This window comes from Paenibacillus sp. VTT E-133280, assembly GCF_002264385.1.
Classification (GTDB): domain Bacteria; phylum Bacillota; class Bacilli; order Paenibacillales; family Paenibacillaceae; genus Paenibacillus_AQ; species Paenibacillus_AQ nitricinens.
On sequence record NZ_NFUX01000028.1, the window covers coordinates 49,823 to 75,738 of the forward strand.

At 45.1% G+C, this 25,916-nt stretch carries 24 protein-coding genes; 14 read left to right on the forward strand and 10 right to left on the reverse strand.

Going from position 1 to position 25,916, the window contains the following annotated elements; translation table 11 throughout:
- Positions 1-35 precede the first annotated feature (35 nt).
- Together CA600_RS14205 and CA600_RS14210 are read right to left on the reverse strand one after the other, a co-directional pair.
- Positions 36-1,697, reverse strand: a complete 1,662-nt coding sequence (locus CA600_RS14205) for a helix-turn-helix domain-containing protein (RefSeq protein ID WP_094870767.1) — start codon at positions 1,695-1,697, stop codon at positions 36-38.
- Entirely contained in the window at positions 1,694-3,514 is a 1,821-nt protein-coding gene (locus CA600_RS14210; protein ID WP_094870768.1) for a cache domain-containing sensor histidine kinase, read from the reverse strand. Before CA600_RS14210 ends, CA600_RS14205 begins: the two co-directional genes overlap by 4 nt.
- Before the next feature lie 136 nt (positions 3,515-3,650).
- On the opposite strand from CA600_RS14210, the gene CA600_RS14215 reads away from it, so the two are divergent.
- From CA600_RS14215 to CA600_RS30930, 5 genes are all read left to right on the forward strand, one after another.
- Positions 3,651-4,532 carry a carbohydrate ABC transporter permease gene (locus CA600_RS14215; RefSeq protein ID WP_094870769.1) on the forward strand — a complete coding sequence of 294 codons (882 nt, stop codon included), beginning with the start codon at positions 3,651-3,653 and terminating at the stop codon, positions 4,530-4,532.
- Positions 4,532-5,365 carry a carbohydrate ABC transporter permease gene (locus CA600_RS14220; protein ID WP_094870770.1) on the forward strand — a complete coding sequence of 278 codons (834 nt, stop codon included), beginning with the start codon at positions 4,532-4,534 and terminating at the stop codon, positions 5,363-5,365. Before CA600_RS14215 ends, CA600_RS14220 begins: the two co-directional genes overlap by 1 nt.
- Before the next feature lie 61 nt (positions 5,366-5,426).
- Positions 5,427-6,728, forward strand: a complete 1,302-nt coding sequence (locus tag CA600_RS14225; protein WP_094870771.1) for an ABC transporter substrate-binding protein — start codon at positions 5,427-5,429, stop codon at positions 6,726-6,728.
- A gap of 119 nt (positions 6,729-6,847) precedes the next feature.
- Complete coding sequence (locus tag CA600_RS14230) at positions 6,848-8,839, forward strand: beta-galactosidase (RefSeq protein WP_094870772.1); 1,992 nt, start codon at positions 6,848-6,850, stop codon at positions 8,837-8,839.
- A 124-nt stretch (positions 8,840-8,963) separates the two neighbouring features.
- The gene (locus tag CA600_RS30930; protein WP_143812381.1) at positions 8,964-9,266 is read left to right on the forward strand and encodes a hypothetical protein; all 303 of its coding nucleotides are present in this window, start codon (positions 8,964-8,966) and stop codon (positions 9,264-9,266) included.
- A 272-nt stretch (positions 9,267-9,538) separates the two neighbouring features.
- On the opposite strand, the gene CA600_RS14240 is transcribed toward CA600_RS30930, so the two are convergent.
- Positions 9,539-10,372, reverse strand: coding sequence for an AraC family transcriptional regulator (locus CA600_RS14240; protein ID WP_256989850.1), 834 nt, complete (start codon positions 10,370-10,372; stop codon positions 9,539-9,541).
- A 119-nt stretch (positions 10,373-10,491) separates the two neighbouring features.
- Between CA600_RS14240 and CA600_RS14245 the strand changes: the two genes are divergently transcribed.
- On the forward strand, positions 10,492-12,522 hold the full coding sequence (locus CA600_RS14245) for a beta-galactosidase (RefSeq protein WP_094870778.1): 2,031 nt from the start codon (positions 10,492-10,494) through the stop codon (positions 12,520-12,522).
- Positions 12,523-12,594: 72 nt separating this feature from the next.
- Here CA600_RS14245 and CA600_RS14250 read toward each other — a convergent pair whose 3' ends face one another.
- Entirely contained in the window at positions 12,595-13,260 is a 666-nt protein-coding gene (locus CA600_RS14250) for a hypothetical protein (protein ID WP_094870780.1), read from the reverse strand.
- A 361-nt stretch (positions 13,261-13,621) separates the two neighbouring features.
- Between CA600_RS14250 and CA600_RS14255 the strand changes: the two genes are divergently transcribed.
- Entirely contained in the window at positions 13,622-14,179 is a 558-nt protein-coding gene (locus CA600_RS14255; protein ID WP_042185074.1) for a DUF1273 domain-containing protein, read from the forward strand.
- An 85-nt stretch (positions 14,180-14,264) separates the two neighbouring features.
- Here the strand turns inward: CA600_RS14255 and CA600_RS14260 are convergent, their stop codons facing one another.
- From CA600_RS14260 to CA600_RS14275, 4 genes are all read right to left on the reverse strand, one after another.
- Complete coding sequence (locus CA600_RS14260) at positions 14,265-15,722, reverse strand: amidase family protein (RefSeq protein WP_094870782.1); 1,458 nt, start codon at positions 15,720-15,722, stop codon at positions 14,265-14,267.
- 206 nt (positions 15,723-15,928) lie between these two features.
- The gene (locus tag CA600_RS14265) at positions 15,929-16,420 is read right to left on the reverse strand and encodes a hypothetical protein (protein WP_094870784.1); all 492 of its coding nucleotides are present in this window, start codon (positions 16,418-16,420) and stop codon (positions 15,929-15,931) included.
- 69 nt (positions 16,421-16,489) lie between these two features.
- Positions 16,490-17,905, reverse strand: coding sequence for a HAMP domain-containing sensor histidine kinase (locus tag CA600_RS14270; RefSeq protein ID WP_094870785.1), 1,416 nt, complete (start codon positions 17,903-17,905; stop codon positions 16,490-16,492).
- Positions 17,893-18,573, reverse strand: a complete 681-nt coding sequence (locus tag CA600_RS14275; protein ID WP_094870787.1) for a response regulator transcription factor — start codon at positions 18,571-18,573, stop codon at positions 17,893-17,895. Before CA600_RS14275 ends, CA600_RS14270 begins: the two co-directional genes overlap by 13 nt.
- A gap of 149 nt (positions 18,574-18,722) precedes the next feature.
- On the opposite strand from CA600_RS14275, the gene CA600_RS14280 reads away from it, so the two are divergent.
- The 5 genes from CA600_RS14280 (at position 18,723) to CA600_RS14300 (ending at position 21,781) form a co-directional block, all read left to right on the forward strand.
- Positions 18,723-19,436, forward strand: coding sequence for a YceI family protein (locus tag CA600_RS14280; RefSeq protein ID WP_094870788.1), 714 nt, complete (start codon positions 18,723-18,725; stop codon positions 19,434-19,436).
- A gap of 154 nt (positions 19,437-19,590) precedes the next feature.
- Entirely contained in the window at positions 19,591-19,986 is a 396-nt protein-coding gene (mutT, locus tag CA600_RS14285) for an 8-oxo-dGTP diphosphatase MutT (protein ID WP_094870789.1), read from the forward strand.
- A 37-nt stretch (positions 19,987-20,023) separates the two neighbouring features.
- Positions 20,024-20,350 (forward strand): nucleoside triphosphate pyrophosphohydrolase, encoded by a 327-nt coding sequence (locus tag CA600_RS14290; RefSeq protein ID WP_094870791.1) that lies wholly within the window; start codon positions 20,024-20,026, stop codon positions 20,348-20,350.
- Between the two features lie 37 nt (positions 20,351-20,387).
- The gene (locus CA600_RS14295; RefSeq protein WP_094870792.1) at positions 20,388-20,738 is read left to right on the forward strand and encodes a DUF1648 domain-containing protein; all 351 of its coding nucleotides are present in this window, start codon (positions 20,388-20,390) and stop codon (positions 20,736-20,738) included.
- Positions 20,739-20,782: 44 nt separating this feature from the next.
- A complete protein-coding gene (locus CA600_RS14300; RefSeq protein ID WP_373455884.1) occupies positions 20,783-21,781 on the forward strand; it encodes a Gfo/Idh/MocA family protein in 999 nt (332 codons plus the stop codon).
- 77 nt (positions 21,782-21,858) lie between these two features.
- On the opposite strand, the gene wrbA is transcribed toward CA600_RS14300, so the two are convergent.
- Positions 21,859-22,500 (reverse strand): NAD(P)H:quinone oxidoreductase type IV, encoded by a 642-nt coding sequence (gene wrbA / locus CA600_RS14305; protein WP_094870794.1) that lies wholly within the window; start codon positions 22,498-22,500, stop codon positions 21,859-21,861.
- Between the two features lie 152 nt (positions 22,501-22,652).
- Between wrbA and CA600_RS14310 the strand changes: the two genes are divergently transcribed.
- The gene (locus CA600_RS14310) at positions 22,653-23,135 is read left to right on the forward strand and encodes a GyrI-like domain-containing protein (protein ID WP_094870796.1); all 483 of its coding nucleotides are present in this window, start codon (positions 22,653-22,655) and stop codon (positions 23,133-23,135) included.
- Positions 23,136-23,435: 300 nt separating this feature from the next.
- Complete coding sequence (locus CA600_RS14315) at positions 23,436-23,990, forward strand: pyridoxamine 5'-phosphate oxidase family protein (RefSeq protein WP_094870798.1); 555 nt, start codon at positions 23,436-23,438, stop codon at positions 23,988-23,990.
- 96 nt (positions 23,991-24,086) lie between these two features.
- Here CA600_RS14315 and CA600_RS14320 read toward each other — a convergent pair whose 3' ends face one another.
- Entirely contained in the window at positions 24,087-25,865 is a 1,779-nt protein-coding gene (locus CA600_RS14320; protein WP_094870800.1) for a hypothetical protein, read from the reverse strand.
- Positions 25,866-25,916 lie beyond the last annotated feature (51 nt).

A 25,916-nucleotide genomic window follows, 5' to 3' on the forward strand; every position in this document is an offset into this window, starting at 1 on the left:
AAGGAGACAATCGTTTTCTCGTAGCGAGGTATGAATTAAATTTTAGTCTGGTTTCGGTAGTCCTTAGGTGATGCCCCAATCTGTTTCTTGAAGACTTTGCTAAAGTATTTCACATCATGAAACCCGACCATTTCAGAAATTTGCGACAGCCTAAGCCGAGGGTTCTGCATAAGCAGCTTAGCTTTATCTATCCGGATGTTAACGATATAATCAGAGAAATTAATGCCGTATTCCTGTTTAAATCGGCGTGATATATATTCGCGGCTAACATAGAACTTACTGGCAACCTCCTGTAGGGAAAGATCGGAGGCGTAATTGAGTTCAATATATTTCACGATGTCATGCATAGGATTACGTTCTTTAGCTTGTTTAGCCGAGAATACTTCTGACAGTCGCTCCATCAGGTCAAATGACCAGTCACGCCAGGCAAATAAGGAGAACGAGTATCCGTTCGTATAAGGGGCCGGATGAAGCTGGTCGGCCTGTTCTAGCTCGGCTAGTGCGCTATCGGCATCAGGGCCTAACATTTCACGTACTAACTGGGAACGGAATAAAAGAGCATCATTCTTCCATGAGTTTAGGATCTCTGGTGTAACAATACCACCTCGGCTAAGCTCATCTACCCAGTGCTGCGCTGCTGAGGATATAACTTCAGGGCTTCCACTGATGACTGCCATTTTCCAATCCTCCTTCACACGAGCAAAGATCGTCGGAGATGCATTTCCTTGAATTTTTGGCTTTGAGATTTCATTTCGCTCTTTAAACTCTTCAGAAGAACTGGAGAAATGGCAGTAATCCTCATGAACTAATAAATTTCGACGCTGCAGGGCCTCGGCCACTTCTGCACGCTGAGAAGGTAATTGCTTAGGCAGGCTACCGATACAGCTAATTCCGAAATGCATTCGGACCTGTAGGGTAGCGTAGATACCATGATTAATTTTACCTATAAGCTCGACAACTGACGTTTGAATATCCCATAGAATAATGGCAATCTCCGAAGGACCTCCCCAGTAACGAAAGGCCACACCCTTATGCTGACCTTGTAGAAATTCATTGCATATATTGACGATTGCGTAATTCATGAGTCCAGTGTCTCCTCCAAAACGTTTGAGCAGGAGATTATTTCCTGTGTCTGTCTGCACCAGGATTAAGCGCGAAGTGAGGACATTGTCCGGGATAATGCCATCGTTACATAATCTTCGGAAGGATAATTCCGAGTTGATCGGATCATCGATTAACGCGGATAGAAGCTTTTCTCCGTAGATGGGCTTGAACTCATTGAGCTGAATACTCTGCTTCTGTCGCTCGCTCCGATCAGCTTCCTCTGAACGCCAGGCAGTCACTGCCTTAGCGACTGCAACATTGATGGCCTCTGCTTCAATGGGTTTAAGGATGTAATCAATCCCTCCATGGCGTACGGTCTGGCGGACGAACTCGAAGTCATTATGTCCGCTGACCACAATAAACTTGGTGTTGCCGGCAAATTCGTTAACCCATGTCATTAACTCTATGCCATTGCCGGATTCCATCATCATGTCCATAATGACTAAGGCGGGTTTTGCTTGCCGAATAATCTCTATGGCCTCATTTCCGTTTCCGGCTTCCAGAATCCCATCGATTTGATGCGCGTCCCAGTCAACAAGAAGTCTAACTGCTTTTCTAACTCTCGCTTCGTCATCAACAATTAACGCCTTCATATCGTCTCACGCTCCGCTATAATGTCTATTTCCAGTCTTACAACCACTCCACCCGCTCTGAGGTTGTCCACAGTCAAGAGGGCACTGTCTCCGCATACTAGCTTGAGCCGTGCCAGAACGTTCGGCAGACCAATACCAGATCCAGCAGCTTCCTTGTCTTGCTCAGAATTTCTTAATAAATCAATATCTGTTCTAGTGGAATGTTGAAGTTTCTGCCGTAGAAGATCCAGTTTCGCAGAAGGAATGGCATTTCCGTTGTTTTGGATACGAATTTCCATCCGCTTGTCACCTGCTCTTGCTGCGGTGATCTCAATGAATCCATCCGTACGGGAATGATTAAACCCATGTTTGAAATAATTTTCTACAATAGGCTGCAGAATCATTTTAGGCATAAATGTCTCTAAAAGAGATTCCTCCATATCGTAACGGAAACTGAATTTATTTTCAAAACGTTCCTTTTGCAATTCAATATAAGCTTTGACATGATCCAGCTCGTCTTTAACGGTGACAATCTTCTCCTCATTGTACATGCTGTAACGCATCATTTTCGCAAGCGCCGAAAGAAGAGAATAGATTTGGGGTACCTTAAGCTCCAAGGCAAGCGTACCGATGATTTGCAAGGTGTTGTTGAGAAAATGCGGATTGATCTGCGCTTGCAAAGCCCGCAGCTCATTCGTTTTATTCGTTAATTCCAGCTTATACTCTCTCAGGATCAGATTGTTGATCGTATCCATCATACTGCGGAACCGCTCTGTAACGACACCGATCTCGTCTTTGCCCATGGGGCGGATATCGATATCAAGCTTCCCGGTCTGGACCTGATTCATATAGCGGGTCAACTGCTTAATCGGGGCTGTGATTCGAAAAGAGATTAGGATTGTTAGTGTAGTAATGGTAATCAACAGCAGGACCATCAGTGCTATATTAATCTTTGCCGCTTCATTGGCTTCTCGGAAAAGATAGGAAACAGGAATCTGCTTTACCAGTGTCCATTTCAATCCTGGACCTTCGATATTCTGGTAAATAAACATGGCTTTATCCTCTTCAAAGTAGCCCTGTGGGCTAGGATTTCCCGCGATGTGTGCATTGTACCAATTACCTTTCAGTTTCTTACCGTATTCTTCGCTATTGTCCCCATAGACAATGTTTCCGCTGCCATCCAGCAGCCAGATGTTCTCTTGCTTCTGGTCATATAACTGACTGATGATGTCGGTTAGCGCTGTTAGCTTGACATCAATCGACAGGTAGCCAAGTGCCTTTGTGGTAGGGACCTTTTCAATTCTTCTATGCAAGGTAAACACTGGTTCTGGTACGAACTGCGGGATCGGTGCCGTTAGGCCGTAGCTATGACTTATATGCGTGCTCTGTATGGATACCGTAGACTCGGTAGTGATTTTGGAGTCAGGATAAGGTGGGATACCCTGCCAACGTTTCGGTGTACTCTGGGTAAGCAGAGTAGCTGTGTTTTCTTTGACACCGTATAAATAGACCTGAGAGATGTCAGGCATAGAGGATGAAATATAATTCAGAGAAGAGTAGATTCTTGCATTGGCTAGCATATCCTCGTATCCGGCTTCCAGTGACCTGTAGAATTCTGAATCTGAATAAACGATAAGGGAGAGTCGATTCAGCTCCTGAATCAGACTTTGGATATTTTTAGTGCCTTGAAAGAGAAGATTCGTATTCTCATCTACTGCTCTTGTTCTTAAGGATTGAGTACTAAAGTGGTAACTTATAAACATTGTGGCCATAATGCAGATTAAAGTTGGGAGTAGGATGAAAACGATCATTTTTGTGCGAATCGTGTTCCATTTCATCGAAATTTGTCACATCCGATCAATATTTTACACCTGAAAGATCACTTCCGTAGGTGTGAGGTAGCCTCAAAAAAACAGATAATATGTGTATAAAGCATAAACAAGTAAGTGAGCAAAAGAAAGGGGGGGACAATAAATGCGCGGCACTAAGTTGTCCCAGTTAGGTCAACAAGCATTTTTCGTTGGTCCTGCAGTCTTGTTTTTTACCTTAATAACGATTATCCCATTCATCATGGGGATGTATTACTCTTTCACAGACTGGAACGGTGTATCTGGTCATGTAAGTTGGGTCGGATTTCAAAACTTCTCCACTATATTTACGAATGACCCCGACTTCTGGTCTTCCTTTTGGTTTACAGTAAGATTTACTGTGTTAGGTGTTGTTTTGACTAACGTGGTAGGATTCTTTCTAGCTTATCTGTTAACGAAACCTTTAAAGACACGGAACATGCTTCGGACTATTTTCTTTATGCCGAACGTTATTGGGGGATTGTTGCTTGGGTTCATCTGGCAATTTATCTTCATCAAAGGGTTCGCAACGATGGGAGAACTCACCGGCTGGTCGTTCTTTAATCTTCCTTGGCTGGGTGATGCAACAACCGGCTTCTGGGCGATTGTGATGGTTTTTGTTTGGCAGTCATCTGGTTATCTGATGGTTATCTACATCGCTTCTCTAAGTAACGTATCGAAAGAAGTATTGGAAGCGGCTGATATTGATGGTGCCTCCCGTTGGCAGGTCCTGCGAAGCATTGTAGTTCCATTGATCATGCCTGCTGTAACTATCGGATTGTTCCTAGCGATTTCTTGGTCCTTCAAAATGTTCGACCTTAACCTTTCCTTGACGAAAGGTGGACCGTTCAAATCTACAGAGTCGGTTGCCATGAATATTTACAATGAAGCCTTCCTGAACAATCGTTACGGTCTGGGTACTGCTAAAGCGCTGCTGTTCTTTGTTATCGTAGCGATTATCACTCTGATTCAGGTCCGTATTACGAAGAGCAAGGAGGTAGAAGCTTAATGAACGCTAAGTCAAAAGGCAGATGGAATATCGGCGTAGAGGTGTTGATGATTCTTCTTGCCCTTCTCTTCCTCTCTCCATTTTATTTCTTACTTGCGAACTCAGTGAAATCCTTCGGTGAAATTCTGAGTGATGCCGCAAGCTGGCCACAGACATTTATGTGGTCGAACTATACAAATGCTTGGAAATTGGCACGGTTTGGTGAAGCTTTCCGAAATTCGGTTATCATAACGGTTATCAGTGTTATTCTGATCTCTCTGTTTAGTGCGATGGCTTCTTATCGTATGGTTCGGGCGAATACGAAATTCAATCAATTTTTGCTGCTGTTGTTCGTAGCTGCAATGGTTGTTCCGTTTCAAACGATCATGATTCCAATCTTGAAAGTCGTAAATGTAATTGGAGTAAACAACTCCTTCCTAGGATTGATCATTACGAATCTAGGGATCAGTGTTCCAATGGCAATCTTCCTGTTCCACGGTTTTATCAAGTCCGTTCCGCTTGAAATCGAAGAGGCGGCAACAGTTGACGGATGTAATCCAATTACCGTATTCTTCCGCATAGTACTTCCCTTGCTGAAGCCAATGGTAATGACAACGATCGTGCTGAATGCACTTGGAATATGGAATGATTATCTGCTGCCTTCCTTGATTCTTCAGGCACCAGAACTTCGTACCATTCCGCTGGCGACCTTCTCCTTCTTTGGTCAATACACCAAGCAATGGGATATGGCGCTTCCGGCTCTCGTAATCGGGATTGCTCCAATTATCATCTTCTATCTGTTTATGCAGCGTTACATTGTTGAGGGAATAGCGGCTGGCTCGGTGAAAGGTTAACACCGAGCCCTCCGTTCCAAATATTGTAGACTTGATCCACAATCTTAAGGGGGAAAACATAATGAATAAGAAACGCTCGGCAGTTGCACTTTCGGCAGTAATGGCTATGAGTTTAGCATTAACAGCATGTGGTGGAGGCAATAACGCTTCTAGTAACTCACAAAATGGAAGCGCTGGCACGGATAAAGGCGAAGTAAAAACGGTTAAAATCTTTCAGTTCAAAACTGAAATCGTTGAAGGTCTGAATGAGCTCAAGGTTGAATTTGAAAAAGAATACCCTAACATCAAGCTGGATATCCAAACCGTTGGTGGTGGTGCGGATTACGCAGCAGCACTGAAGACGAAGTTTGCTTCCGGCGACGCACCTGACATTTTCTCCAATGGTGGATATGCTGAAATGGAGCTTTGGGGAGATAAGATGGAGGATCTGTCCGACCAACCTTGGGTGAAAGATCTGATTCCTATGGCTGCAGAGCCAATGACTAAAGACGGTAAAGTATACGGTATGCCAATGAACCTTGAAGGTATTGGATTTGTATATAACAAAGACCTGTTTGAAAAAGCAGGCATCACTGAAACTCCAAAAACATTGTCACAACTAGAAGAAGCGGCTAAGAAACTACAAGCCATTGACGTAACTCCTTTTGGTAATGCATATCAAGAATGGTGGCTCCTTGGTAACCAAGGCATTAGCGTAGCATTTGCACAACAAGACGATGTAAATGGCTTCATTAAGAGCTTGAATGAGGGTACGGGTACAATCGTAGGTAACAAAGTGTTTGAAGATTGGAGCAACTTGCTCAACCTGACTTTGAAATACGGACAAAAAAATCCTTTGACCACAGATGCTAACACTCACTTGGCTATGTTTGCTAAAGGTGAAATCGCAATGATGCAAGAAGGGAACTGGGCACAGACACTTGTAGATAACATCACACCTGATATGAACATCGGGATGTTCCCAATGCCAATCAATGAAGATGCTGAGAAAAACGATAAAATGACTGTAGGTATTCCTGCTAACCTTGTTGTAAACAAAGATTCCGGATCTAAAGAAGAAGCTAAAACCTTCTTGAACTGGTTGGTAACTTCTGATATGGGTAAAGAGTATATCGTTAAAAAATGGAAATTCATTCCTGCTTTATCCACAATCGAAGCTACTCCTGAAGATATCGGTAAGCTTGGATCTGACGTATGGAATTATGTAAAAGAAGACAAGGTGTATGGTTTGCAATCCTCTAAATTCCCTGATGGTGTAACCCAAGAATTTGCTAGTGTTATTCAACAGATGATTGCTGGCAAAGTGGATGTGAACGGCTGGATGACTGGCATGCAAGCAGCTTGGGATAAGCTTAAGAAATAAGGAAAGCTCGTTCATAAAAAAGATTAAAATGGACAAGTAGTTCACAAAGGCGTTCTCCGTATACCTCATCAATATGAGACGGGGAGCGCCTTTTATCTTAGCTAGGGGAGAGGGCGCCGATGAAACGATTTGATCCTATTCAGATGGGTGTGGACTATTACCCGGAACATTGGGAAGAATCCATGTGGGAACCGGATATCAGTTTAATGAAGGAAACAGGTGTTAAGGTAGTTCGAGTCGCCGAGTTTGCATGGAGCCGATTAGAGCCTACGGAGGGGAATTACCAGTTCGGGTGGCTGGATCGCGCGCTGGATCTTTTTCACAAATATGAACTGCAAGTTGTGATCGGTACGCCGACTGCTACACCTCCTAGATGGTTAACTACGAAATTTCCGGACGTGCTGCCAGTGTTTGCGAACGGAGATATATTCCACCCAGGGGTACGCGGACATCGCTGTTATAACAGTGCATCTTTACGTGAATACGGAAGCCGTATTACCCAGCGTCTTGCTGAGCACTATAGTGAACACCCGGCCGTTATAGGCTGGCAGACTGACAATGAATTCGGTATGTTAGATTGTCATTGTGACGCTTGCAATATAGCGTTTCGCACTTGGGTAAAAGCCAAATATGTCAGCCTTGATCGGGTGAATGTAGAGTGGGGAACGGTTGTGTGGAGTGGAGAATACAGCGATTGGAATGAGCTTACGGTTCCACTGGGCGGATCGCCACATCAGAATCCATCGTTTCTGCTAGATTATCAGCGGTTTCAGTGGGATTCGGTGGTAGCATTCCAGAAGACGCAGATTGATATTTTGAGGTCTGTTTGTCCGCAGCATTTTATCACTCATAACTTTCACAGCTATCCGCAGCGTCTGGATATGTACGCAGTCGGTGCTGATCTGGATATCGCTGCATTTGACTATTATCCGAATACTTCACCAACCAAGCAAGCGACAACACCATGTAGCGGAGCACTTTCGTTAGACGTAACCCGAGGGATTAAACGTCAAAACTTCTGGATCATGGAGCAGCTAAGCGGCTCACCAGGTTGTTGGATGCCGATGTGGAGAACGCCGTATCCTGGGATGCTTCGTGCTTATGCGTGGCAGACGATAGCCAGAGGCGCAGATACTGTCGTTCATTTCCGTTGGCGTAGTGCAGCCGCAGGTGCAGAGCAATTCTGGCATGGACTGATTGATCACAGTAATGTCCCAGGACGCAGATTTGCAGAGTTCACTCAGCTATGCCATGAAGTGAATACACTTGGGGAAAGGCTGACTGGAACGACATTAAAGCATGAAGTGGCGATTCTACATTCTCATGAAGAGAAAGCCGCACTGGATATTCAGCCTCAAGCTGAGGGATTTGATTATTATGAGAATATTAAACAGATCCATCGTGCAGTGACAAAGCTTGGCTTGGGCTGCGATGTGATTGACCTCAGACAACCACTGGATGGATATAAAGTAGTGATCGCACCAAATTTATACTTGCTGGATGAGGAGATCGTACGTAGTTTGGAGGATTTTGCACTAGCTGGCGGCACCTTGCTCATTACCAACCGAAGTGGCGTGAAAACTACAAATAACATCGCAGTCATGCAGCCACTGCCGGGACTACTGAGCTATTGCACAGGGGTTGAAGTACTGGAGTATGATCCGATTGGTGCTGAAACCCATAAGGTTGTTGATGCTGAGGGGAACCAATATGAATGCACGCAGTGGTGCGACATCCTGAGACCAGTTGTGGCGTGGCCGATTGCTTGGTATAGCGATGATTTCTATAGTGGAACACCGGCTGTAACCGTTAATGCTTTTGGGAAGGGTCAGGTTTATTATTTTGGAACGCATATGGAAGAGCGCTTCTGGTCAGTGTTGTTGGAGCGCCTTTCTAAACAGCAGGGGCTGTTTAGATTTGAGGGACTGCCGGATGGAGTACAGGCCTCTGTGCGTTCGGGAGATCAAGGCAGCTTCTTATTCTTGCTTAACTTGAGCCGGGAGTCTGTGACAGTCACCTTGCCACAAGAGTATAGCAGTCTGCTCGATCACTCGATTTATTCAGGAGAGCTGCAGCTTGAGCCATATGGTGTAGAAATTCTGAAGATGTGAAAGGATTCTTAGTAACCGTTGATGGGGAGGGCGTTCTTATCTCCTTCGACCTATGATTGAATCCTTTGGGATTGTGAATGGGATTGCACTCTGTGCAATAGAATTCCTTTTTGGGTGGGGGAATTTGAGATCTGTTGCACATTGTGCAATCAGATTGGTGGAAAGCCTCCATTTTAATGGATTTCACAAGATTCTAATGCACGAAGTACAACAGAACGCTCGAAATGAGATGGAAAAGTGCATTCTAATGTATGAAGTGCAATTGAATGTGCTCCTTGGGTCGGAGGAGCTGTCGAGGCAAGTTAGTTGGTGCGGTGCAGCATGTTACGCTGGAGTGGTAGGCGAGTGGAATGGTGCAGAATGTTACGCTGGGGCAAATGGCGAGTTGGTGCGGTGCGGAATAGCTGCACTTTCTACACTTATTTAAAGTTCTCGGGCTATGAAATGGATTTAGTTGTATTTAGTGCAGCTATAATGCGAAGTATCGCGGTTCTCAGCCAAATGCTGAGAATATAACTGCACAGAATACACTTATATGGATATTTTCTGCTGAACAGGCTGATTTAAGTGTACTAAATGCAGTTACTCTGACGCACATGCCCATACTAATGAGAGCCACACAGCGATGAGCTCTGTCATACGCAATCTTATGTAGCATTTCACTACGCAGGAGGCGATTAAGCTATACACCATAGAGTATTAGTGAAGTCGTCTAAACTGCTCCGGTGTAGTCCCTGACTGCTTGCGAAAGGTGGCAACATAATGGCTAACATCACGGAAGCCTACTCTCTGCGAGATGATTTTTACAGTAAGATCCGGCTGGCTTACGAGCATTTCTTTGCTTTTACGGATACGTAGCCGTACGAAATAGGCATAAGGAGATAGCCCGAAGGTCTGTATGAATAGATTGTTGAGATATCGCCCTGAGACGCCGAGCTGATCGGCTAGATCGTTAAGTCCGAGATCAGGATCACCATAATGACTGTCCATCCATTTCAGTAGCGGCTGCAGCTTATCTACATTGCGGGATATTGTTGTGTTGTTATGTAGTTGCCCATATTTGCTTAAAGTAAGCAGAAAGCGATAAGCATCTGTGGAGGCAGTCAGACCAAACATATCCTGTGAGGCATCATACTGATCAAGTATTTCTCTTAGCAGCTTGGAGAGAGGTGCCTCTTTTTCCCAGCGGTAAAAAGAATTCATATTCATCCCCAGCGTCTCCAAAATAGAACCTGCAGAGCTGCCTCCGAACGTTAGATAAGAGGTGCTCCAGTTAGCAGCAGAAGCTTCATAGCGATGTGGAGTATAGGGGAGAAGTAATACACCACTGCCTGCGGGGAGGGAGAAGCTTTCATTCTCAAAATGAATCACCCCTTCACCAGACGCCGTTTGGAGCCAATGATAGGTTTCGTAGCCATCTAAGCGAGATACTTTTTCCTGTTGATGATTGTGACCGATGCTGTCTAATGTGATAGGTAGATGCTGTCCACCCTCATGGGGGAACACAATTCTACGATGCACGATTCCCTTCAATGAATCCATCTCCTCTTAGTTCCATATTCTTATATGACGGGAAGATTATTTTATATTTATAGCGTCAGGTTAACCGATTACAATATATATATAATTATACAATAAAGGATGTGCGAAGTGTGATTAACGATAAATTACCTAAGATTTGGTACGGTGGAGATTACAATCCAGAGCAATGGGATGCGCCTGTATGGGCAGAGGATGAGCGTATGTTTAAGCTGGCAGGAATTGATGTTGCCACAATTAATGTATTTTCCTGGGCGCTGATTCAACCTTCCGAAGACACTTATGATTTCTCATCACTAGATGAATTAATGGATAGACTATATAAAAATGGTACTTACGTATGTCTGGCAACAGGTACAGGAGCGCACCCAGCTTGGATGGCTCATCGTTATCCTGAAGTTACTCGTGTTGATGTGAAGGGTAGAAAACGCAAGTTCGGTGGACGTCATAACTCGAATCCAAACAGTCCGGTTTACCGCAAGTTTGCAGCGAAGCTGGCAGGAAAGCTGGCTGAACGTTATAAGGATCATCCGGCGCTGGTAGCTTGGCACGTTTCGAATGAGTTCAGTAACTACGATTATTCTGATTTATCTGAAGCGGCGTTCCGTGTCTGGTTAAAGGATCGTTACGGCTCTCTGGATGCATTAAACAAAGCGTGGAATACACGTTTTTGGGGACATACGTTTTATGATTGGGAAGAAATTGTACTGCCTAGTGAGCTAAGTGAAGAATGGGATGGTAACCGTACCAACTTCCAAGGCATTTCCTTAGACTTCCGTAGATTTATGTCGCATAGCTTGCTGGAATGCTACAAAATTGAGAGTGATGCGATTAAGGAGCACAGTCCTAACGTACCTGTTACCACTAACTTGATGGGCTTTTATGATGAACTGGACTATTTTGAGTGGGCTAAACATATGGACGTCATTTCTTGGGACAACTATCCTTCACTCGATACACCAGTCAGCTTCACGGCCATGGCGCATGATCTCATGCGTGGATTGAAGAATGGACAACCTTTCATGCTGATGGAGCAAACGCCAAGCCAGCAGAACTGGCAACCCTATAACTCTCTGAAACGTCCAGGGGTTATGCGCTTATGGAGTTATCAGGCTGTTGCGCGTGGTGCAGACACTGTTCTGTTCTTCCAACTGCGTCGTTCAATTGGTGCATGTGAGAAGTATCATGGAGCTGTTATTGAGCATGTAGGACATGAACACACGCGTGTATTCCGTGAATGTGCTGAGCTAGGAAAAGAGCTTGGACAACTTGGAGATCAGCTATTGGATGCGCGTAGTGCAGCTAAAGTAGGGATTATCTATGACTGGGAAAACCGCTGGGCTATCAACCTTTCAAGCGGACCATCCGTAGCTTTGGATTATGTGAATGAGATTCATAAATATTATGATGCACTCTACCAACAAAATATCGAAGCCGATATGATCGGTGTAGAAGAGAATCTGTTCAAATATGAGATTGTTATCGCACCTGTGATGTATATGGTTAAGCCGGGTTTTGCTGAGAAGGTTGAAGCTTTTGTAAAAGCAGGCGGAACATTCATTACGACTTATTTCAGCGGGATTGTTAATGAGAACGACCTCGTAACCGTTGGTGGCTACCCTGGGGAACTGCGCAACGTACTAGGGATCTGGGCTGAGGAAATTGATGCACTGCTGCCAGGGATGAGCAATGAGATTGTGATGGACAAGGCATGGGGCAATTTGAGTGGTTCTTACAAATGTGATCTGCTCTGTGATCTGATTCATGCCGAAGGTGCTGAGGTTTTGGCAGAGTACGGATCTGATTTCTATAAAGGAATGCCAGCCTTGACTGTGAATAACTTTGGTGAGGGTAAGGCGTATTACGTGGCTACCAGCCCAGAAGCGGGATTCTTGAAAGGATTCTTAGCCAATCTGTGTGCTGACAAGAACATTCAGCCGCTAGTGAATGCACCGGAAGGTATCGAATCTGTGCAACGTGTGAAGGAAGGCGCATCCTACCTATTCTTGCTGAACCACACCACTGGTGATTTGAGTGCGGATATTGGTGCTACTGAGCGTACGGATCTTCTGACTGGCAATAAGGTTAGCGGTTCTGCTGTTGTGCCAGCCCGTGGAGTATTGATTTTGTCGGATAAGAACTAATTCGTAGTATAAAAAAAGATCTCCGGGGACCAGCTTGTCCCCGGAGATCTTTTTTTGTTATGCAGCATTTCATTAGCTGCTGCTGCTCGTGCTGTCATCTGGAGTAGCTCCACCCGGATTGCCACTACTTAATGTAATGCTCTCCGCCACGGTGGAATCTGATTTAAGTGTGTATTGGATAATATCATCCGCCTTTAGTTCTGCTAAGGTGATTGCATTTTCTTGACGCGTGCCATTGTCGAAGGTAACCGCTACGATTTTAGTATCCGCATCAATCGTAAGGTCTGTGGTTTCATCGGAGAAGCTTTGCTGCATTCTACCTCCCTGTGGCCCGCCGCCTTGTCCGCCACCTTCCGGCATTTCCCCTTGTGGCTTCCCACCCTCGGGCGCAGCGCCGTTTCCTGTATTTTGATCGCCATCAGGTTTTTCCGGTGGGGTACCGCCTTGACTGTTCTGCCCGTCCCCTTCTCCAGCACCTTGTCGGGGCATAGACATGTCCGATTTATAGAGGGTAAGGGTAGTATCGCTTACACTCTTAATCTTACCGAAATTCATGGACATATTGGGTCTGCCATTTTGTTGATTGCCGTTTGCTTGTGGTTGTTTGGCTGCTGAACCCCTGTCTGCTTGGTTATTTGCAGCAGCTGTTCCTTCGGCCTCCGAATTCGCGCTGCAGCCAGCCAATAATAGAGAAGCGAGTAGGCCTCCAGATATTAGAATAGGGACGAACTTTCTCATTTTTTATTCCTCCTTAGTAGGTTAAAGATAGATTAGGAGAAATATAACAAACAGTTCTGAAAGTTTGCTTAATTTCCGCTGAGAGTTTGCCTAAAGAAATGAAATATGCAAATGTTATATAATGAACAAATATGTGGAGCTTTATAGCCCACTAGGTTGCACTTTGTACAATAGATTCTCCTGAAATGAGGGGGGATAAGAATTCTATTGCACTTTGTACACTTAAAGAAGAGAAAAGCACCTATTTTAACGGATTTCTCCGAAATCTATTGCACGAAGTACAATGGAATGATTTTATAGGAGCCAAAGGTAGCATTCTGTTGCACAATCTGCAATGAGACGACCAGGAAAGAGGCAGCACATGAAGACTTTACTAGTAACGGGGTATCGTGCGCACGAGCTCGGTATTTTTGACAATAAGCATCTAGGGATTCCTTATATCAAAAAGGCACTAGCTAACCGATTAAAACCTTTGATTGAAGAAGGCGTGGAATGGGTGATTACGCCCGGCCAGTATGGTGTGGATCTGTGGGCATGCGAAGTGGTAAGCGAACTTAAGCTGCAATATCCGGACTTAAAGCTTGGGATCATTACAGCGCATACCGGACAGGAAGAGAAGTGGAAAGAAGAGAAGCAGAACGAGTATCGGCGTATTATTGCGGGTGCGGATTTCTTCGGGGCGGTCAGTAATGCCCCTTATGACGGTAGTTGGCAGTTTCGGGCCAGAGATGATCTGCTGTTCCGCAAAAGTGACGGAATACTGCTCTTTTATGATGAGGATGCGGCGGAGGGGAGTCCGAAGTTTTTTAAAGAGCGGGCGTTGAAGCTGCATGCTGAAGGGGAATATGAGTTGTTTCTAATTCACTCCGATGAAATTCAGAATATTGCCGATGAAGAGAATCAACGTGACTACGAGTAAGTATATGTAGATTTTGGAAAAGTAAAGGCCCGTAAACAGTGAATGAGAACATCACCGTTTATGGGCCTTTTAATATAAGAAGAGATTAGATAAAACTCTTTAGCGAGGGTGCTTTTCGCACCTTGTAATTTTGTTCATAAGCATAGGCGAGCTTGATGAGTGTGGGCTCTTGATAAGCTTTCGCAGAGAAAGTCACACCGAAAGGGGCGCCGGCTGATGTATAACCGGAAGGCACAACGATAGACGGATATCCCGCTCTGGAGGTAATTCTGGCGCCGAAATCGGCGGGGAACAGCAGGGCATCCAGATTGTATTCCTTCATAGTAGCGTCGATTCCATCTTCCTTGCACAGCTTCAGGTCAGTCACGCGGTTTCGTAAATACTTGGATTCGGTTTGTGTGCCGGAAGAGGTATATTCCGCATCTATTAATGTAGCTTGACCATATCTCAAAGTCTCCACAGGATGCGCATGGTTAAAATCAATAATATCCTTTAAGGTTCGCATTGGTGCGCCAGGTCCCAAATGAGATAAATAAGCATTCAGTGCTGTTTTGAATTCGTTTAAGACTACCGAAGAATAACTAATTTCCCGAGCGGTCTTTATATCCGCAGGATCAATGATGGTCGCTCCGAGCTCTCTCATCCTGTCTACGGAAGCGTTGAATAGTGCAAGTTGTTCTTCTGTTAGCTCCTCGAAATAATAATCACGCGGGATACCTATTCGGGCACCTTGCAAGCCGTTCTCGTCGAGGAATACAGTGTAATCCTCATGGATTTTACCTATATTCGTTCCCATGGCGGCATCATGATTATCGTTGCCCAGCATGGCATTTAACAGCAGAACAGCATCACGAACCGTTCTGGCCATAGGGCCCGCAGTGTCCTGCGTGTTGGAGAGCGGAAGAATTCCCGAACGACTGAGCAGTCCAACGGTTGGCTTAATGCCAATAATAGAGCCCAAATTGCCGGGGTTAAGGATCGATCCGGAGGTTTCTGTACCGACAGAGACTGTACAGAAGTTACAGGCTACAGCAACCGCTGATCCACTACTGGAGCCGCCAGTTGGTGTAGATATATTGTAGGGGTTAAGGACTTGCCCGCCACGGGAGCTGTAACCGGAGGGCATGCCGGTGGTCATAAAATTGGCGAATTCGGTCATATTGGCTTTACCCATAATAATTGCTCCGGCTTCACGCAGTTTGGTAACGATGAACGCATCTTTCCCGGCAAAAGAATTCGCCAAAGCCAGCGAACCCGCACTAGTATGCATTTTGTCCCCAGTATTGATGTTATCCTTCAATAACACAGGGATGCCATGCAGAGGACCTCGGGAGCCTTTGATCGCACGTTCCACATCCAGAGATTCTGCGATAAACAATGCATCCGGATTGATCTCTAGCACAGAGTTAATCGTTAAGCCATTTTTGTCATGATCAGCTATGCGTTCATAATACATGAGAACTAGTTGTTTTGACGTGATTTCTCCGGATTCTAATGCAGCTTGGATCTCGGGTACAGTGGCTTCTACGAGTTCGAAACTCATGTGCGTTCACGCTTCTTTCCCTATAGGATATAGCTTCTCCTTCATCTAACCATAATTTGGGTTTGATGGGTAGTGTTATATTGAGGCGTGAGATAAATAGATTTTTATTCAAAGAGCTTTCATGCTCCCAATTGAAAAGAGGTGCCCGAATCGCCAGATAAAATGGCCTTTGGACACCTCTTTTTATTTTTTGATAAGAGTCATTATTACCCCTGTGCTGTAAATCCCTCTTCCGCTAAATATTCTTTAGCTTCCTCAAGGGTCTCAAAGGCCATTTCTAGATTAAGGTCGGCATAGACATACCATAAATCATCCTCAAGTTTTAGAGTCAGCGTATGGCCCTCATCATTAGTCCAGAATGAGTCGGCTGCTGCCGCAGCCTTTTTCTTTCTTTTGCTGGCTACAGGGGCATCCGGAATGTAAATAGACAGTGAGGTGATGGTGGCATCCAGCAGACTCCGCAGCTCGGATTCCGAGTAGTCGCGAATGTTCACAAGGCCCTTATCATCTGCCTCATAGCCCCGCAATAAGCCTGCGAACACATAACCATTCCCATTAGGATGCAGATGGTAAGCAACGGTTTTCTTATCATGCTGGCTTTCCTCGTAGTGATAGTTCACGCGCCCAAGGGATACGTTTTTACGTTCCAATTGGGGGTAAGAGTCGAGAATCGCTAATTTTTGTTCAAAAGTAAGCATATACAGCCTCCGGTTTTCGGTGTGATTGTGCACATGATTATACCATGACGATGGCCCGCAGACTATTTTTTAGTGATCAAGCGGCAGAGTCAGCACGAAGGTACAGCCTTCCTCGGAGTGCTCCTCAAGCACAAGGCTCCCGTTCATGGCTTCTGCCAGCAGACGGCTGAAGGTTAAGCCGAGTCCCAGACCACGTAGTGTGCTTTGTTTGTCGCTACCTCGGAAAAAAGCCTCGAAGACATGCTCACTATGATTTGATGAGATGCCCAGCCCGTTATCCTGAATACGAATCTCCGCCATGTCATGACCTTGCTGTTCAAGCACCTCTACTGTAAGCTGTACCATTCGGTCTGGGGCTTTGGCTTGTACACTGTTATTAAGTAAATTGACGATGATTTGTTGAATACGTAGCGGGTCCCCACGCAAAAATAAGGGAGTTCTTGGCATATGGAGCACAGGCTCCGCAACTTCATACGCTTGTGTCAGCTTCCATTGATACACGATTTCGGATAACAGTGGTACGGCATCCAGTCGATCGTGACGGACTGAAACGATTCCTGCAGTCAGTGCGTTGTAATCCAGAAGATCGGCAACCATCCGTTGCAATCGTCCAGCTTCCTGCAAAGCAATATCTAGAAATTCCACAGCTTCATCGTCTTCGACAACCCCTTCACGAACGGCATGGATTAGGCCTTTAATAGAGGTTACTGGTGTCTTTAGTTCATGGGATACACCGGCTAACATAACCGCACGGGACTGCTCAAATTGTTGTAACTTGCCTGCCATCTCTTCAAAAGACAACATCAGTTCATGGATTTCCCGTTCTTTGGCGTCCTTATCCAGAACGATATCATAACGGCCATGGCTGATTTGAGCGGCTGCTTTGGCTACCTTCTGGATCGGTTTTGCCAGTTTACGAGACAAGAGGTAAATGGTTAGCCAACTTAATATAATTAGAAATAGCAACAGGATGGAGAAAAAAATGATCTCCTCCTGCGGAATATGCCTCAGCGATTTCTTGGATTGAAGCACAATCACCTGTCCCAGCGTTTCCCCATCCGATTTTATGGGCGCTACTGCAGCTTTGAACTCCGGACTGCGAGAGTCGTCAAGGCTATCATTAAGTTTATGCCTCATCTCATCTTCAGTTAGAGGCGGCATTGAGAACAGCATCTGATCTTGCTGATCTGTAATGATTACACACATTTCTACGGTTAACTTGAAGAATCGTTTTCGGTCTTCAATGAGCCTTCCAAGATTTTGGCTGATCTCTATTGAACCCTCACGATTTACGCTCCGGTCGGCAATCTCCTGTGCTAATAATCCAGTAGTCTGCATCCGGTTACTCATAGCTTCTTGTTGGATCCACCAGAACGTCGTTAGTGCAGTTAGCAGGAGACCAACACTAATGATGAGCAGGTAACGAATCGTCCAATAGGAGAGAATCGAAGTACGTTTGGGGCTGCTCTTCTTTAGGTTGTCCATAATTGATATCCTGTCCCTCTCAGGGTACGGATTTCCCCCTCATCTACTGGCCAATGCGACAGCGCTTGGCGAAGTCTTTTGATAGACAAGTCCACGGCTCGGTCACTTCCCTCGTAATCCATCTCCCAGACATGTTCTATTAATTGCTCGCGGGTACAGATTTGATTAGGTCTTTCAGCCAGAAATAACATGACTGACATATCACGTGGGCTAAGACTCAGCTCAACTCCATTTAAAAATACAGCTCGTGCAGTAAAGTCGATAAACAAACTGCCATAATGCCGTTTGCGGCTGCCATCGGACCACTGCGAAGGACGGCGTAACACAGCATTCACGCGTGCCACCACTTCCTCAGGAATAAAGGGCTTAGACATATAATCATCCGCACCACCGTCGAGTCCGGCTAGTCGGTCATGGATCCCGTCCCTTGCGGTGAGCATGATTACGGGACAGCTGCTTTTTTCACGAATCAGCTTTAGCAGTTCAAAGCCGTCCATGTTTGGCAGCATGATGTCGAGTAATACTAATGAGGGAGGAGTTATAGCAAAAGACTCCAGTGCAGCGTGTCCGTCGGCTACACGGGTGACATGGAAGCCTGCTTTTTTCAGATAGGCACTGAGGACCCTGGAGATAGCTTCCTCATCTTCAACAATTAGAATGGATCTCATCCTGTGGTGGTCCTCCAATCTATAAAATTACGACAAGTTTAACACATCATTGCTCGCTCTGCTCTGACTTCTTCCCGACATATTGCTTTGTTAGAATGAGGGACGAGCTTGAAAATATACAGAATATTTTGAATATTGGAGGGAACAGGATGAAGAGAAAAAGAATAGCCTTGATCGCGGCCGGAGTCATCATCGTAGGAGTAGTCACAGGCTATACATTGCTGGATAAATCGCTGGGCAATAATGTACAGATCGAGTCCGTGATTCCAGGGCAAGCCACAACAGCCGGTAATGGAGAAAGCACGGCTAACACTGGAGCACCAGTAGGTATGGCAGTCACAGCCGATCAATTAAACGGTGATTGGACGGTTACGGATGCTTCTAAGGTATATTGGTCAGTAACCACCTCTAAAGAAACAGTAAACTTCGTGGATAACAAAGTTCAAGGTACCTGGAAAGTTAATATAGAAGATACTACTTCGATGGTTGGAGAAGGGATAGTAGATATGAGCGCTCTGGACTCTGGCAATGGTCAAAGAGATGAGCATGTAAAAGGGGAAGACTTTCTAGCCGTTACGGAATTTCCACAATCTACGTTTGTCGTTAAATCATTCTCCGAGCTGCCAACGGAATGGACCGAAGGAGCAACTGTACCGGTTGAAATGCAAGGAACGCTTACAGTGAAGGGTGTGGATAAGGACGTTACTTTCCAGTCTCAAGCAGCGTACAGTGGTGGACAGCTGATGCTGTCGGGTACAGCGACAGTGGCCTTTTCTGATTTTGGCTTAAGCAATCCACACACCGTTGTACTGGATACGGAGAACAATCTTGAGGTTCGATTAGAGCTTGTGTTGAAGAAATAGCATCAGTCTTGTTGCAGTGAATTTATAGAGCAACTGTACGGAAGAGACTTTCCCGGGCCTAATAGCTTTTGGGAGAGTCTCTTTGGTTTGGAATGAAATGTATGTTTTAATAGAAGTATCTGTCTAATAAATAGCAATAAAGGAGGTGTTCCTTGTGATCCAGGTGGCGGCAGCGATTATACATAATGAAGAAGGACAGATTCTTATTGCTCGGCGCAGGCAAGGTAAATCTCAGGCAGGTCTTTGGGAATTTCCTGGCGGCAAAATAGAGCAGGATGAAAGCATCGCAGATTGTCTGCAAAGAGAGCTTCAGGAGGAGATGGGGATAATAATCCTTCCCTATGAAAGCTTTGGCGTGAACGAGCACAACTATGGAAGTGTCGAGATCAGACTGTTTGCTTGGAAAGCCCGATATCTGGGAGGTGTAATTGAACTTGTCGATCACGATGAATATAGGTGGGTGTTTCCAACTGCACTCGGTCCGTTCACGTTTGCTCCTGCAGATATTCCTTTTGTAGAACGGCTAATGGTGGGGTCAGATCAAGTGTGAAGTCAGTCTGAACATCAAGTAGAAAGGAAGAACATAAGTGCCCGTATATGAAAAGCTAGTGCGTGACGGAATCCCCAACCTGATAGCTTCTCAAGGTAAAGACTTTAAAACAAGGATATTAGATTCCAAAGAATACATAACTGAACTACGTAAGAAATTGAAAGAAGAGTCGGAGGAGTATTTTCGGGCAGTGAGTAATGAAGAAGCGCTAGAGGAGCTTGCCGACATGCTGGAAGTAATTCAAGCGCTGGCGGAGACCCATGGAAGTAATAGCGCAGAGCTGGAGGAGCTTCGTGCTGAGAAAGCTGAACGTCGTGGCGGATTTAAGGAGCAGATATTTTTGATTGATGTGGAAAGAGAATAACTAGAGATTATTGTTCCGTATAAGGAGGTTATTAAAGTTGTCCAAAACCAAACTGATGATGATCTTAAGCGGTGTGGTAGCCTTGATTCCTATTGCTATTTATTTATTCCTATATTCCAAAATGCCTGATAGGGTTCCGATCCATTACGATGGGAATATGGCTGATAGATTTGTAAGCAAGTCTAGTCTGGAGGTTATTTTGCAAAGCGGGCTTGGATGTTTGGGGTTTATAATCATGAAACTCCTGCAGTTCCTTTTGCAAAAAGCGTTTATTCAGAGCTCTAACGAGCATTCAGCGGCTCTGAGCAGGAGCTGGAATATTGCTATTTTGGTAGTGACGGTGGTGTTCGCCGGCATCAGTTCCTATACATTTATTAGAATGGTCTGATAGAATTAAAGAGACTTAGCAGAAGGATTAGGAGGAACATGCAAATGAAAATGGATAACGCTTACAAGATAAGATGGGGAATTCTCAGTACAGGCTGGATTGCCCATCAGTTTGTTACTGATTTATCTCATGCCAGCAATGGCGTGGCATATGCCGTGGGTTCGCGTTCACAGGAAAGTGCAGATAAATTTGCGAGGGATCATGGAGTACCACATGCTTATGCTACCTATGAGGAATTGGTAAATGACCCGAATGTAGACGCTGTATATATTGGAACGCCACATCCTTTTCACAAAGAAAATGCATTATTGGCGCTACGTGCAGGTAAAGCTGTTCTATGTGAGAAGCCTTTTACCGTGAATAGCGGAGAATTGGAAGAAGTGGTGGCCTATGCTAGAGATCATAAGCTGTTCCTGATGGAGGCCATGTGGAGTCGTTACATCCCGGCGATGGTGAAGGTTAGAGAATGGATCGCCGAGGGCAGAATCGGTGATGTTCGTTTGGTGAAGGCAGACTTAGGATTTCGCACCGACTGGAATCCGGAAAGCAGATTGCTGAATCCGAAGCTGGGGGGAGGCGCGCTGCTGGATGTTGGGATTTATCCGGTTTCTTTTGCCTCGATGGTGTTTGGACCTCATCCTGAATCTATTTCCAGTACGGTGCATATTGGCGAGACTGGAGTGGACGAGCATTTCTCCATGCTGCTGAATTATGGCAATGGAAAAACCGCTTCGTTGAACGGTGGTATTCGTCTTAATACGCTGGAGGAAGCACATGTGTTTGGAACAGAGGGACGTATAATTGTTGAAGGGACGTTAGTGAACCCGAAATCGGCTTCGCTCTATATAGGGGATGAGAAGGTAGAGAGCTTTGTGGATGATCGAGCTTCTATTGGATATTGTTTTGAAGCAGAGGAAGTAGGACGTTGTTTACAAGCAGGGCTAACTGAAAGTCCAGTCATGTCATTGGATGAATCGTTAGCGATTCTGAAACTGCTGGATCAAATACGTGCGCAGTGGGGTCTTAAGTATCCTGGAGAGTAAATAAAATAAACAACACCCCTCGGAGCTACTAAGGTAGCTCCGAGGGGTGTTTGCTATATCGAACGATAGGTGGAAGTCTAGTTCTGACTATTGTCGTTTTTATTTTTGCCTGCTTGGACCCAGCCGGCCACTTCAACCGTGCGCTTGGCTTGATGAAAAACAGCATCACGGATCCGATCCTGCTCTTCGATCATTTTACCGTTCCCATCTACACTGACGCTTGTTCCGTACGGGTTGCCTCCTGCACCGAATGTGACGGGATCTGTGTAACCAGGTGCAGCGACAATCGCTCCCCAGTGATACATCGATGTGTAGAGTGCCAAGATCGTAGCTTCCTGTCCGCCGTGCGGATTCTGTGCTGAGCTCATGGCGCTGACGACTTTGTTTACCGTGAGTCCTTTGCCCCAAATCCCTCCGGTTGTATCAATGAACTGCTTCATTTGAGAAGCAATGTTACCGTAACGGGTTGGAGAACTGAAAATAATCGCATCGGCCTCCACAATATCATCAGGTGTTGCAACGGGGATATCTTTTGTCTTCTCAGCCAAGGCCTTCATGGCCGGATTGGCCGCAATTTTATCCTCGGGAACCAGCTCCTGCACCTTCAGCAGTTTTACCTCAGCTCCCGCTTTCTCGGCGCTTTCCGCAGCCCATTGTGCTAGCTGGTAGTTAGTTCCTGTGGCACTGTAATAGATGACAGCTAATTTAATTTTTGACATGCTAGGTCATTCCCTTCGAGTGTAGTTCCATACTATTAATTACCCCATTGATGCTTTTATAACCCAAATCGATAATTCTGCTCTAACTGGACAGACAGATGTCCACTTCCCTTGTGTATACTGAACTCAATTACAGGAAATGAGGGAGAATAATGAATACTTATTTTGTACAAAAATCGAAAATGACATTGGCTGGGGTTAGCATACGTACGACAAATGAAGTGGAAATGGGTCCCGACGGGGGCTTATCGCGGCTCTGGGAAACGTATTTTCAGAGTAATATTGCGGGGCAGATGGATACGGTTAAGCCTGAGTACATCTATGCCTTGTATACAGATTATGAGAGTGATGCGTCGGGTGCATATACCGTTGTGATCGGGCATGAAGTCGCTGGGGAGAGACATTTAGCGGATAGCGGGATCGTGAGTTCGGCTGTTCCGGAGAGCAAGTATATGGTTTTTACGACGAAAAAAGGTCCGGTATTTGAAGTAGTCTCGCAAGCATGGGGGGAGATTTGGGCGTATTTTAAGGCGTCTACAGAGGTAAGAACCTATACGGGTGATTTTGAAATTTACGATTCGCGGAATTTTGATCCTGCCAACACGCAGGTTGAGATTTATATTGCGATTGAGTAGATCGGGTGAAAGATATTTTAGCTAAAAGAAATGTTTCGTGGGGATTTGGGGGCTGCCGAGAGGCAGTTCCTTTTTTCGGTGATGAGTTTAATACCTTGGGTGAGGGTGAAGGGTTACTCAACGGTAGAAACGAATATATATCAATAGAAGGAATGCGTAACGAATGAGAAAAAGAACGGTAAAAATCCCGTACATTGGCTGGTTTCGAACGAAGTAGCTGGTTGAGTTAATAGGTTCGATGGAGCGTGACAGTCCCATCAAACGAATCACACACAAACCAAAAGAAACGGAGAACATCAAATGGGAAAACAATTCACGGCTATATTACCTGCACATCAGGAGTTTATTCAGCAGCAGCATCTTTTTTTCGTAGGGTCAGCGCCACTTTCTGAAGAGGGGCATGTTAACCTTTCACCTAAGGGTCATGATTGCTTGCGGATTTTGTCTCCTAATCAGGTGGCTTATCTCGATATGACCGGTAGTGGCAATGAGACAAGCGCTCATCTGCTGGAAAACGGAAGAGTGACGGTTATGTTTTGTGCCTTTGAAGGACCGCCGAACATTCTGAGACTGTATGGAACAGGGGCAGTAATCCTGCCTGGTTCATCAGAATGGGAAACGCTGTACCCTATGTTTACATCTCTGCCTGGAGCTAGACAGATCATTTTAATTGATGTTCATAAAGTACAGACTTCCTGCGGATTTTCGGTCCCATTTATGAGTTATGATGGTGAGCGGGACACGTTACAACGTTGGTCTATCCAAAAGGGCGAAGCAGGTCTGAAAGAATATAGACAAGAGAAGAATACTACAAGTATAGACGGGCTACCGACACCCCTTGGACAAAAAAACTGAGCGGATATGGTGATCCTAGATTCATGTATATATAAAATTTCTCATTCGTCACGACGAGCGTTCCCACAATTCAACTAAGCAGTTAACCCATATATTCTACTGTGCAAAACTCATACTACCCACGGATTCCACCACAAACACAGGCACATACTGCTCTCCCATGTCCGTTCCAACAAGCTGATAACCGTTCTGATATTGACCACTAACTAACGCGTTACCTGTAACGGAACCCAAGTCTCCTTGAAGAAAAATATAAATTCCATTGGAGTATGCAAGCATATTGCCGAAGTTATCAGCGACGATTTCACAGTGAAAAGAGACCTTTTCAAAAGGATGAAGCGCTACATCGGAAGCTGAAATTACCGCATACTCCTGAACAATCTCAGCAAATTGATAGCTGGCATCTACTTTGCGATAACGCGCTGTCTGTCCAATGACACCGTCTCCGAGATCCGCGTTAGATACGAGTATGGAATCATCGGACTGCAGTTCGTAGCTATCTCCAGACATAGAAAACAACTGTGAAATACCATCTTTTTTCATTTCATATGCTGTAAAAAGGGTACGTCCACCTTCGATCTCAGATTCAGCCAGAATCACGGGTGCACTAGAACCTGAAGAGGCAGCAAGCTGGTCATTAAAAGTTAGACTGCGCAGACTCTCGAATTTTGGTAAACTATTTCCAGTTAAAGTAATGACACTTTCGTCGCTATTCATTGCTGCATAATAGAGGACACCATTGCTATCCGTTCCAGCCACAATGACCTTCTTATCGTGTAGTCCCTTGCTGGAGATGACGTTCCCATATCTGCCTTGTTCCTCACCGCCCGGGAGAAGGCGCACAGGTTCAGCAATATTCCAAGCCAATCTTGTAGCGGCAATGATTGAAGAAGTATCCTCTAGCGGAGCAAGATCACTGTATATCTGAATAGCTTCAGCATATTGGCCTTTGCTGGCCATGCGCTTGGCATTTTTAAGTAGTTTAGCTTTACTAGTATCTACTAAGGTTAGTACTTTGGATGAGGTGATCCCTGCTGATCCTGCAAAATGACGATAGGCAACAGCATGCCCAGCAAAAGCGGTGATGTTATCGCTCTCTAGGTCTTTGTTCAGGATGATTTTTCCGCTACTTTCTGCCTGCCCAAGTACCCATGGCGCTTCGTAACTATGCTGGCTGTAAGCATTCATCATGGAGAGGGTGCTCTCCAGCATGCCTGTAAAGTTTCCTGTGCCTGCTAAGGCTTTTAGTTTAGCTGTATCATGACTTTTGAACTTGGAGGTTAGCAACTCCTCCTTGGATGCAGCGCTTCCGTAATAAGCATCGGGAATCTGCAACAGATTCCATTTAGGAGTATCTTCTCCACTCTTGTTTCCATCTTGGCTCTGAGCAAGTTCAGTAAGAAACTGCTCCTTAAATTCTCGGAAGTAGGTTGTGAACTGGTCAGAAATGCCTGAATCGGTCGATAACTGGCGATAATAGGATTCATAAGGACCACCGGGCTTCATATATGTAGCTTTTAAGCTGAGGAGGGTATCATAACTTTTCATAAATCCGGTGAAATCTTTCGTCGCAGCTTGTGCTTTAGCGGATGATACCAAGGCATTCAAACCTTGGCGGATGGCCGTGATTGGTGACAGCTCATCAAGTCGCTTCGCAACCTTTTCTTCCATATAAAATATGGAATGGTTTGCCGCCGCTAGGCGATACTGATTCTCTGCACTTATCAGATCGCCAGCAGCATAGAGACGGTCGGCTTCCTTAGTTATTTGTATTTTGTCGGCGATGAGAAAAACCTTCTGTCCAAGCATCACAAACATGCTTATACACAAAATGATCATAAAGTTTCGCAGGGTTATTAATGGTTTGAACGTCATATAGAGTAGCCTCTTTTTTCAAAATATAAGAAAGCATAGTTTCACATCATT

Bases quoted from the DNA above. Each gene is read 5' to 3' on its own strand.
- CA600_RS14205 (WP_094870767.1), bottom strand. From the start codon at position 1,697: ATGAAGGCGTTAATTGTTGATGACGAAGCGAGAGTTAGAAAAGCAGTT.
- CA600_RS14210 (WP_094870768.1), bottom strand. From the start codon at position 3,514: ATGAAATGGAACACGATTCGCACAAAAATGATCGTTTTCATCCTACTC.
- CA600_RS14215 (WP_094870769.1), top strand. From the start codon at position 3,651: ATGCGCGGCACTAAGTTGTCCCAGTTAGGTCAACAAGCATTTTTCGTT.
- CA600_RS14220 (WP_094870770.1), top strand. From the start codon at position 4,532: ATGAACGCTAAGTCAAAAGGCAGATGGAATATCGGCGTAGAGGTGTTG.
- CA600_RS14225 (WP_094870771.1), top strand. From the start codon at position 5,427: ATGAATAAGAAACGCTCGGCAGTTGCACTTTCGGCAGTAATGGCTATG.
- CA600_RS14230 (WP_094870772.1), top strand. From the start codon at position 6,848: ATGAAACGATTTGATCCTATTCAGATGGGTGTGGACTATTACCCGGAA.
- CA600_RS14250 (WP_094870780.1), bottom strand. From the start codon at position 13,260: ATGAGAAAGTTCGTCCCTATTCTAATATCTGGAGGCCTACTCGCTTCT.
- CA600_RS14255 (WP_042185074.1), top strand. From the start codon at position 13,622: ATGAAGACTTTACTAGTAACGGGGTATCGTGCGCACGAGCTCGGTATT.
- CA600_RS14260 (WP_094870782.1), bottom strand. From the start codon at position 15,722: ATGAGTTTCGAACTCGTAGAAGCCACTGTACCCGAGATCCAAGCTGCA.
- CA600_RS14265 (WP_094870784.1), bottom strand. From the start codon at position 16,420: ATGCTTACTTTTGAACAAAAATTAGCGATTCTCGACTCTTACCCCCAA.
- CA600_RS14270 (WP_094870785.1), bottom strand. From the start codon at position 17,905: ATGGACAACCTAAAGAAGAGCAGCCCCAAACGTACTTCGATTCTCTCC.
- CA600_RS14275 (WP_094870787.1), bottom strand. From the start codon at position 18,573: ATGAGATCCATTCTAATTGTTGAAGATGAGGAAGCTATCTCCAGGGTC.
- CA600_RS14280 (WP_094870788.1), top strand. From the start codon at position 18,723: ATGAAGAGAAAAAGAATAGCCTTGATCGCGGCCGGAGTCATCATCGTA.
- CA600_RS14300 (WP_373455884.1), top strand. From the start codon at position 20,783: ATGAAAATGGATAACGCTTACAAGATAAGATGGGGAATTCTCAGTACA.
- wrbA (WP_094870794.1), bottom strand. From the start codon at position 22,500: ATGTCAAAAATTAAATTAGCTGTCATCTATTACAGTGCCACAGGAACT.
- CA600_RS14310 (WP_094870796.1), top strand. From the start codon at position 22,653: ATGAATACTTATTTTGTACAAAAATCGAAAATGACATTGGCTGGGGTT.
- CA600_RS14315 (WP_094870798.1), top strand. From the start codon at position 23,436: ATGGGAAAACAATTCACGGCTATATTACCTGCACATCAGGAGTTTATT.
- CA600_RS14320 (WP_094870800.1), bottom strand. From the start codon at position 25,865: ATGACGTTCAAACCATTAATAACCCTGCGAAACTTTATGATCATTTTG.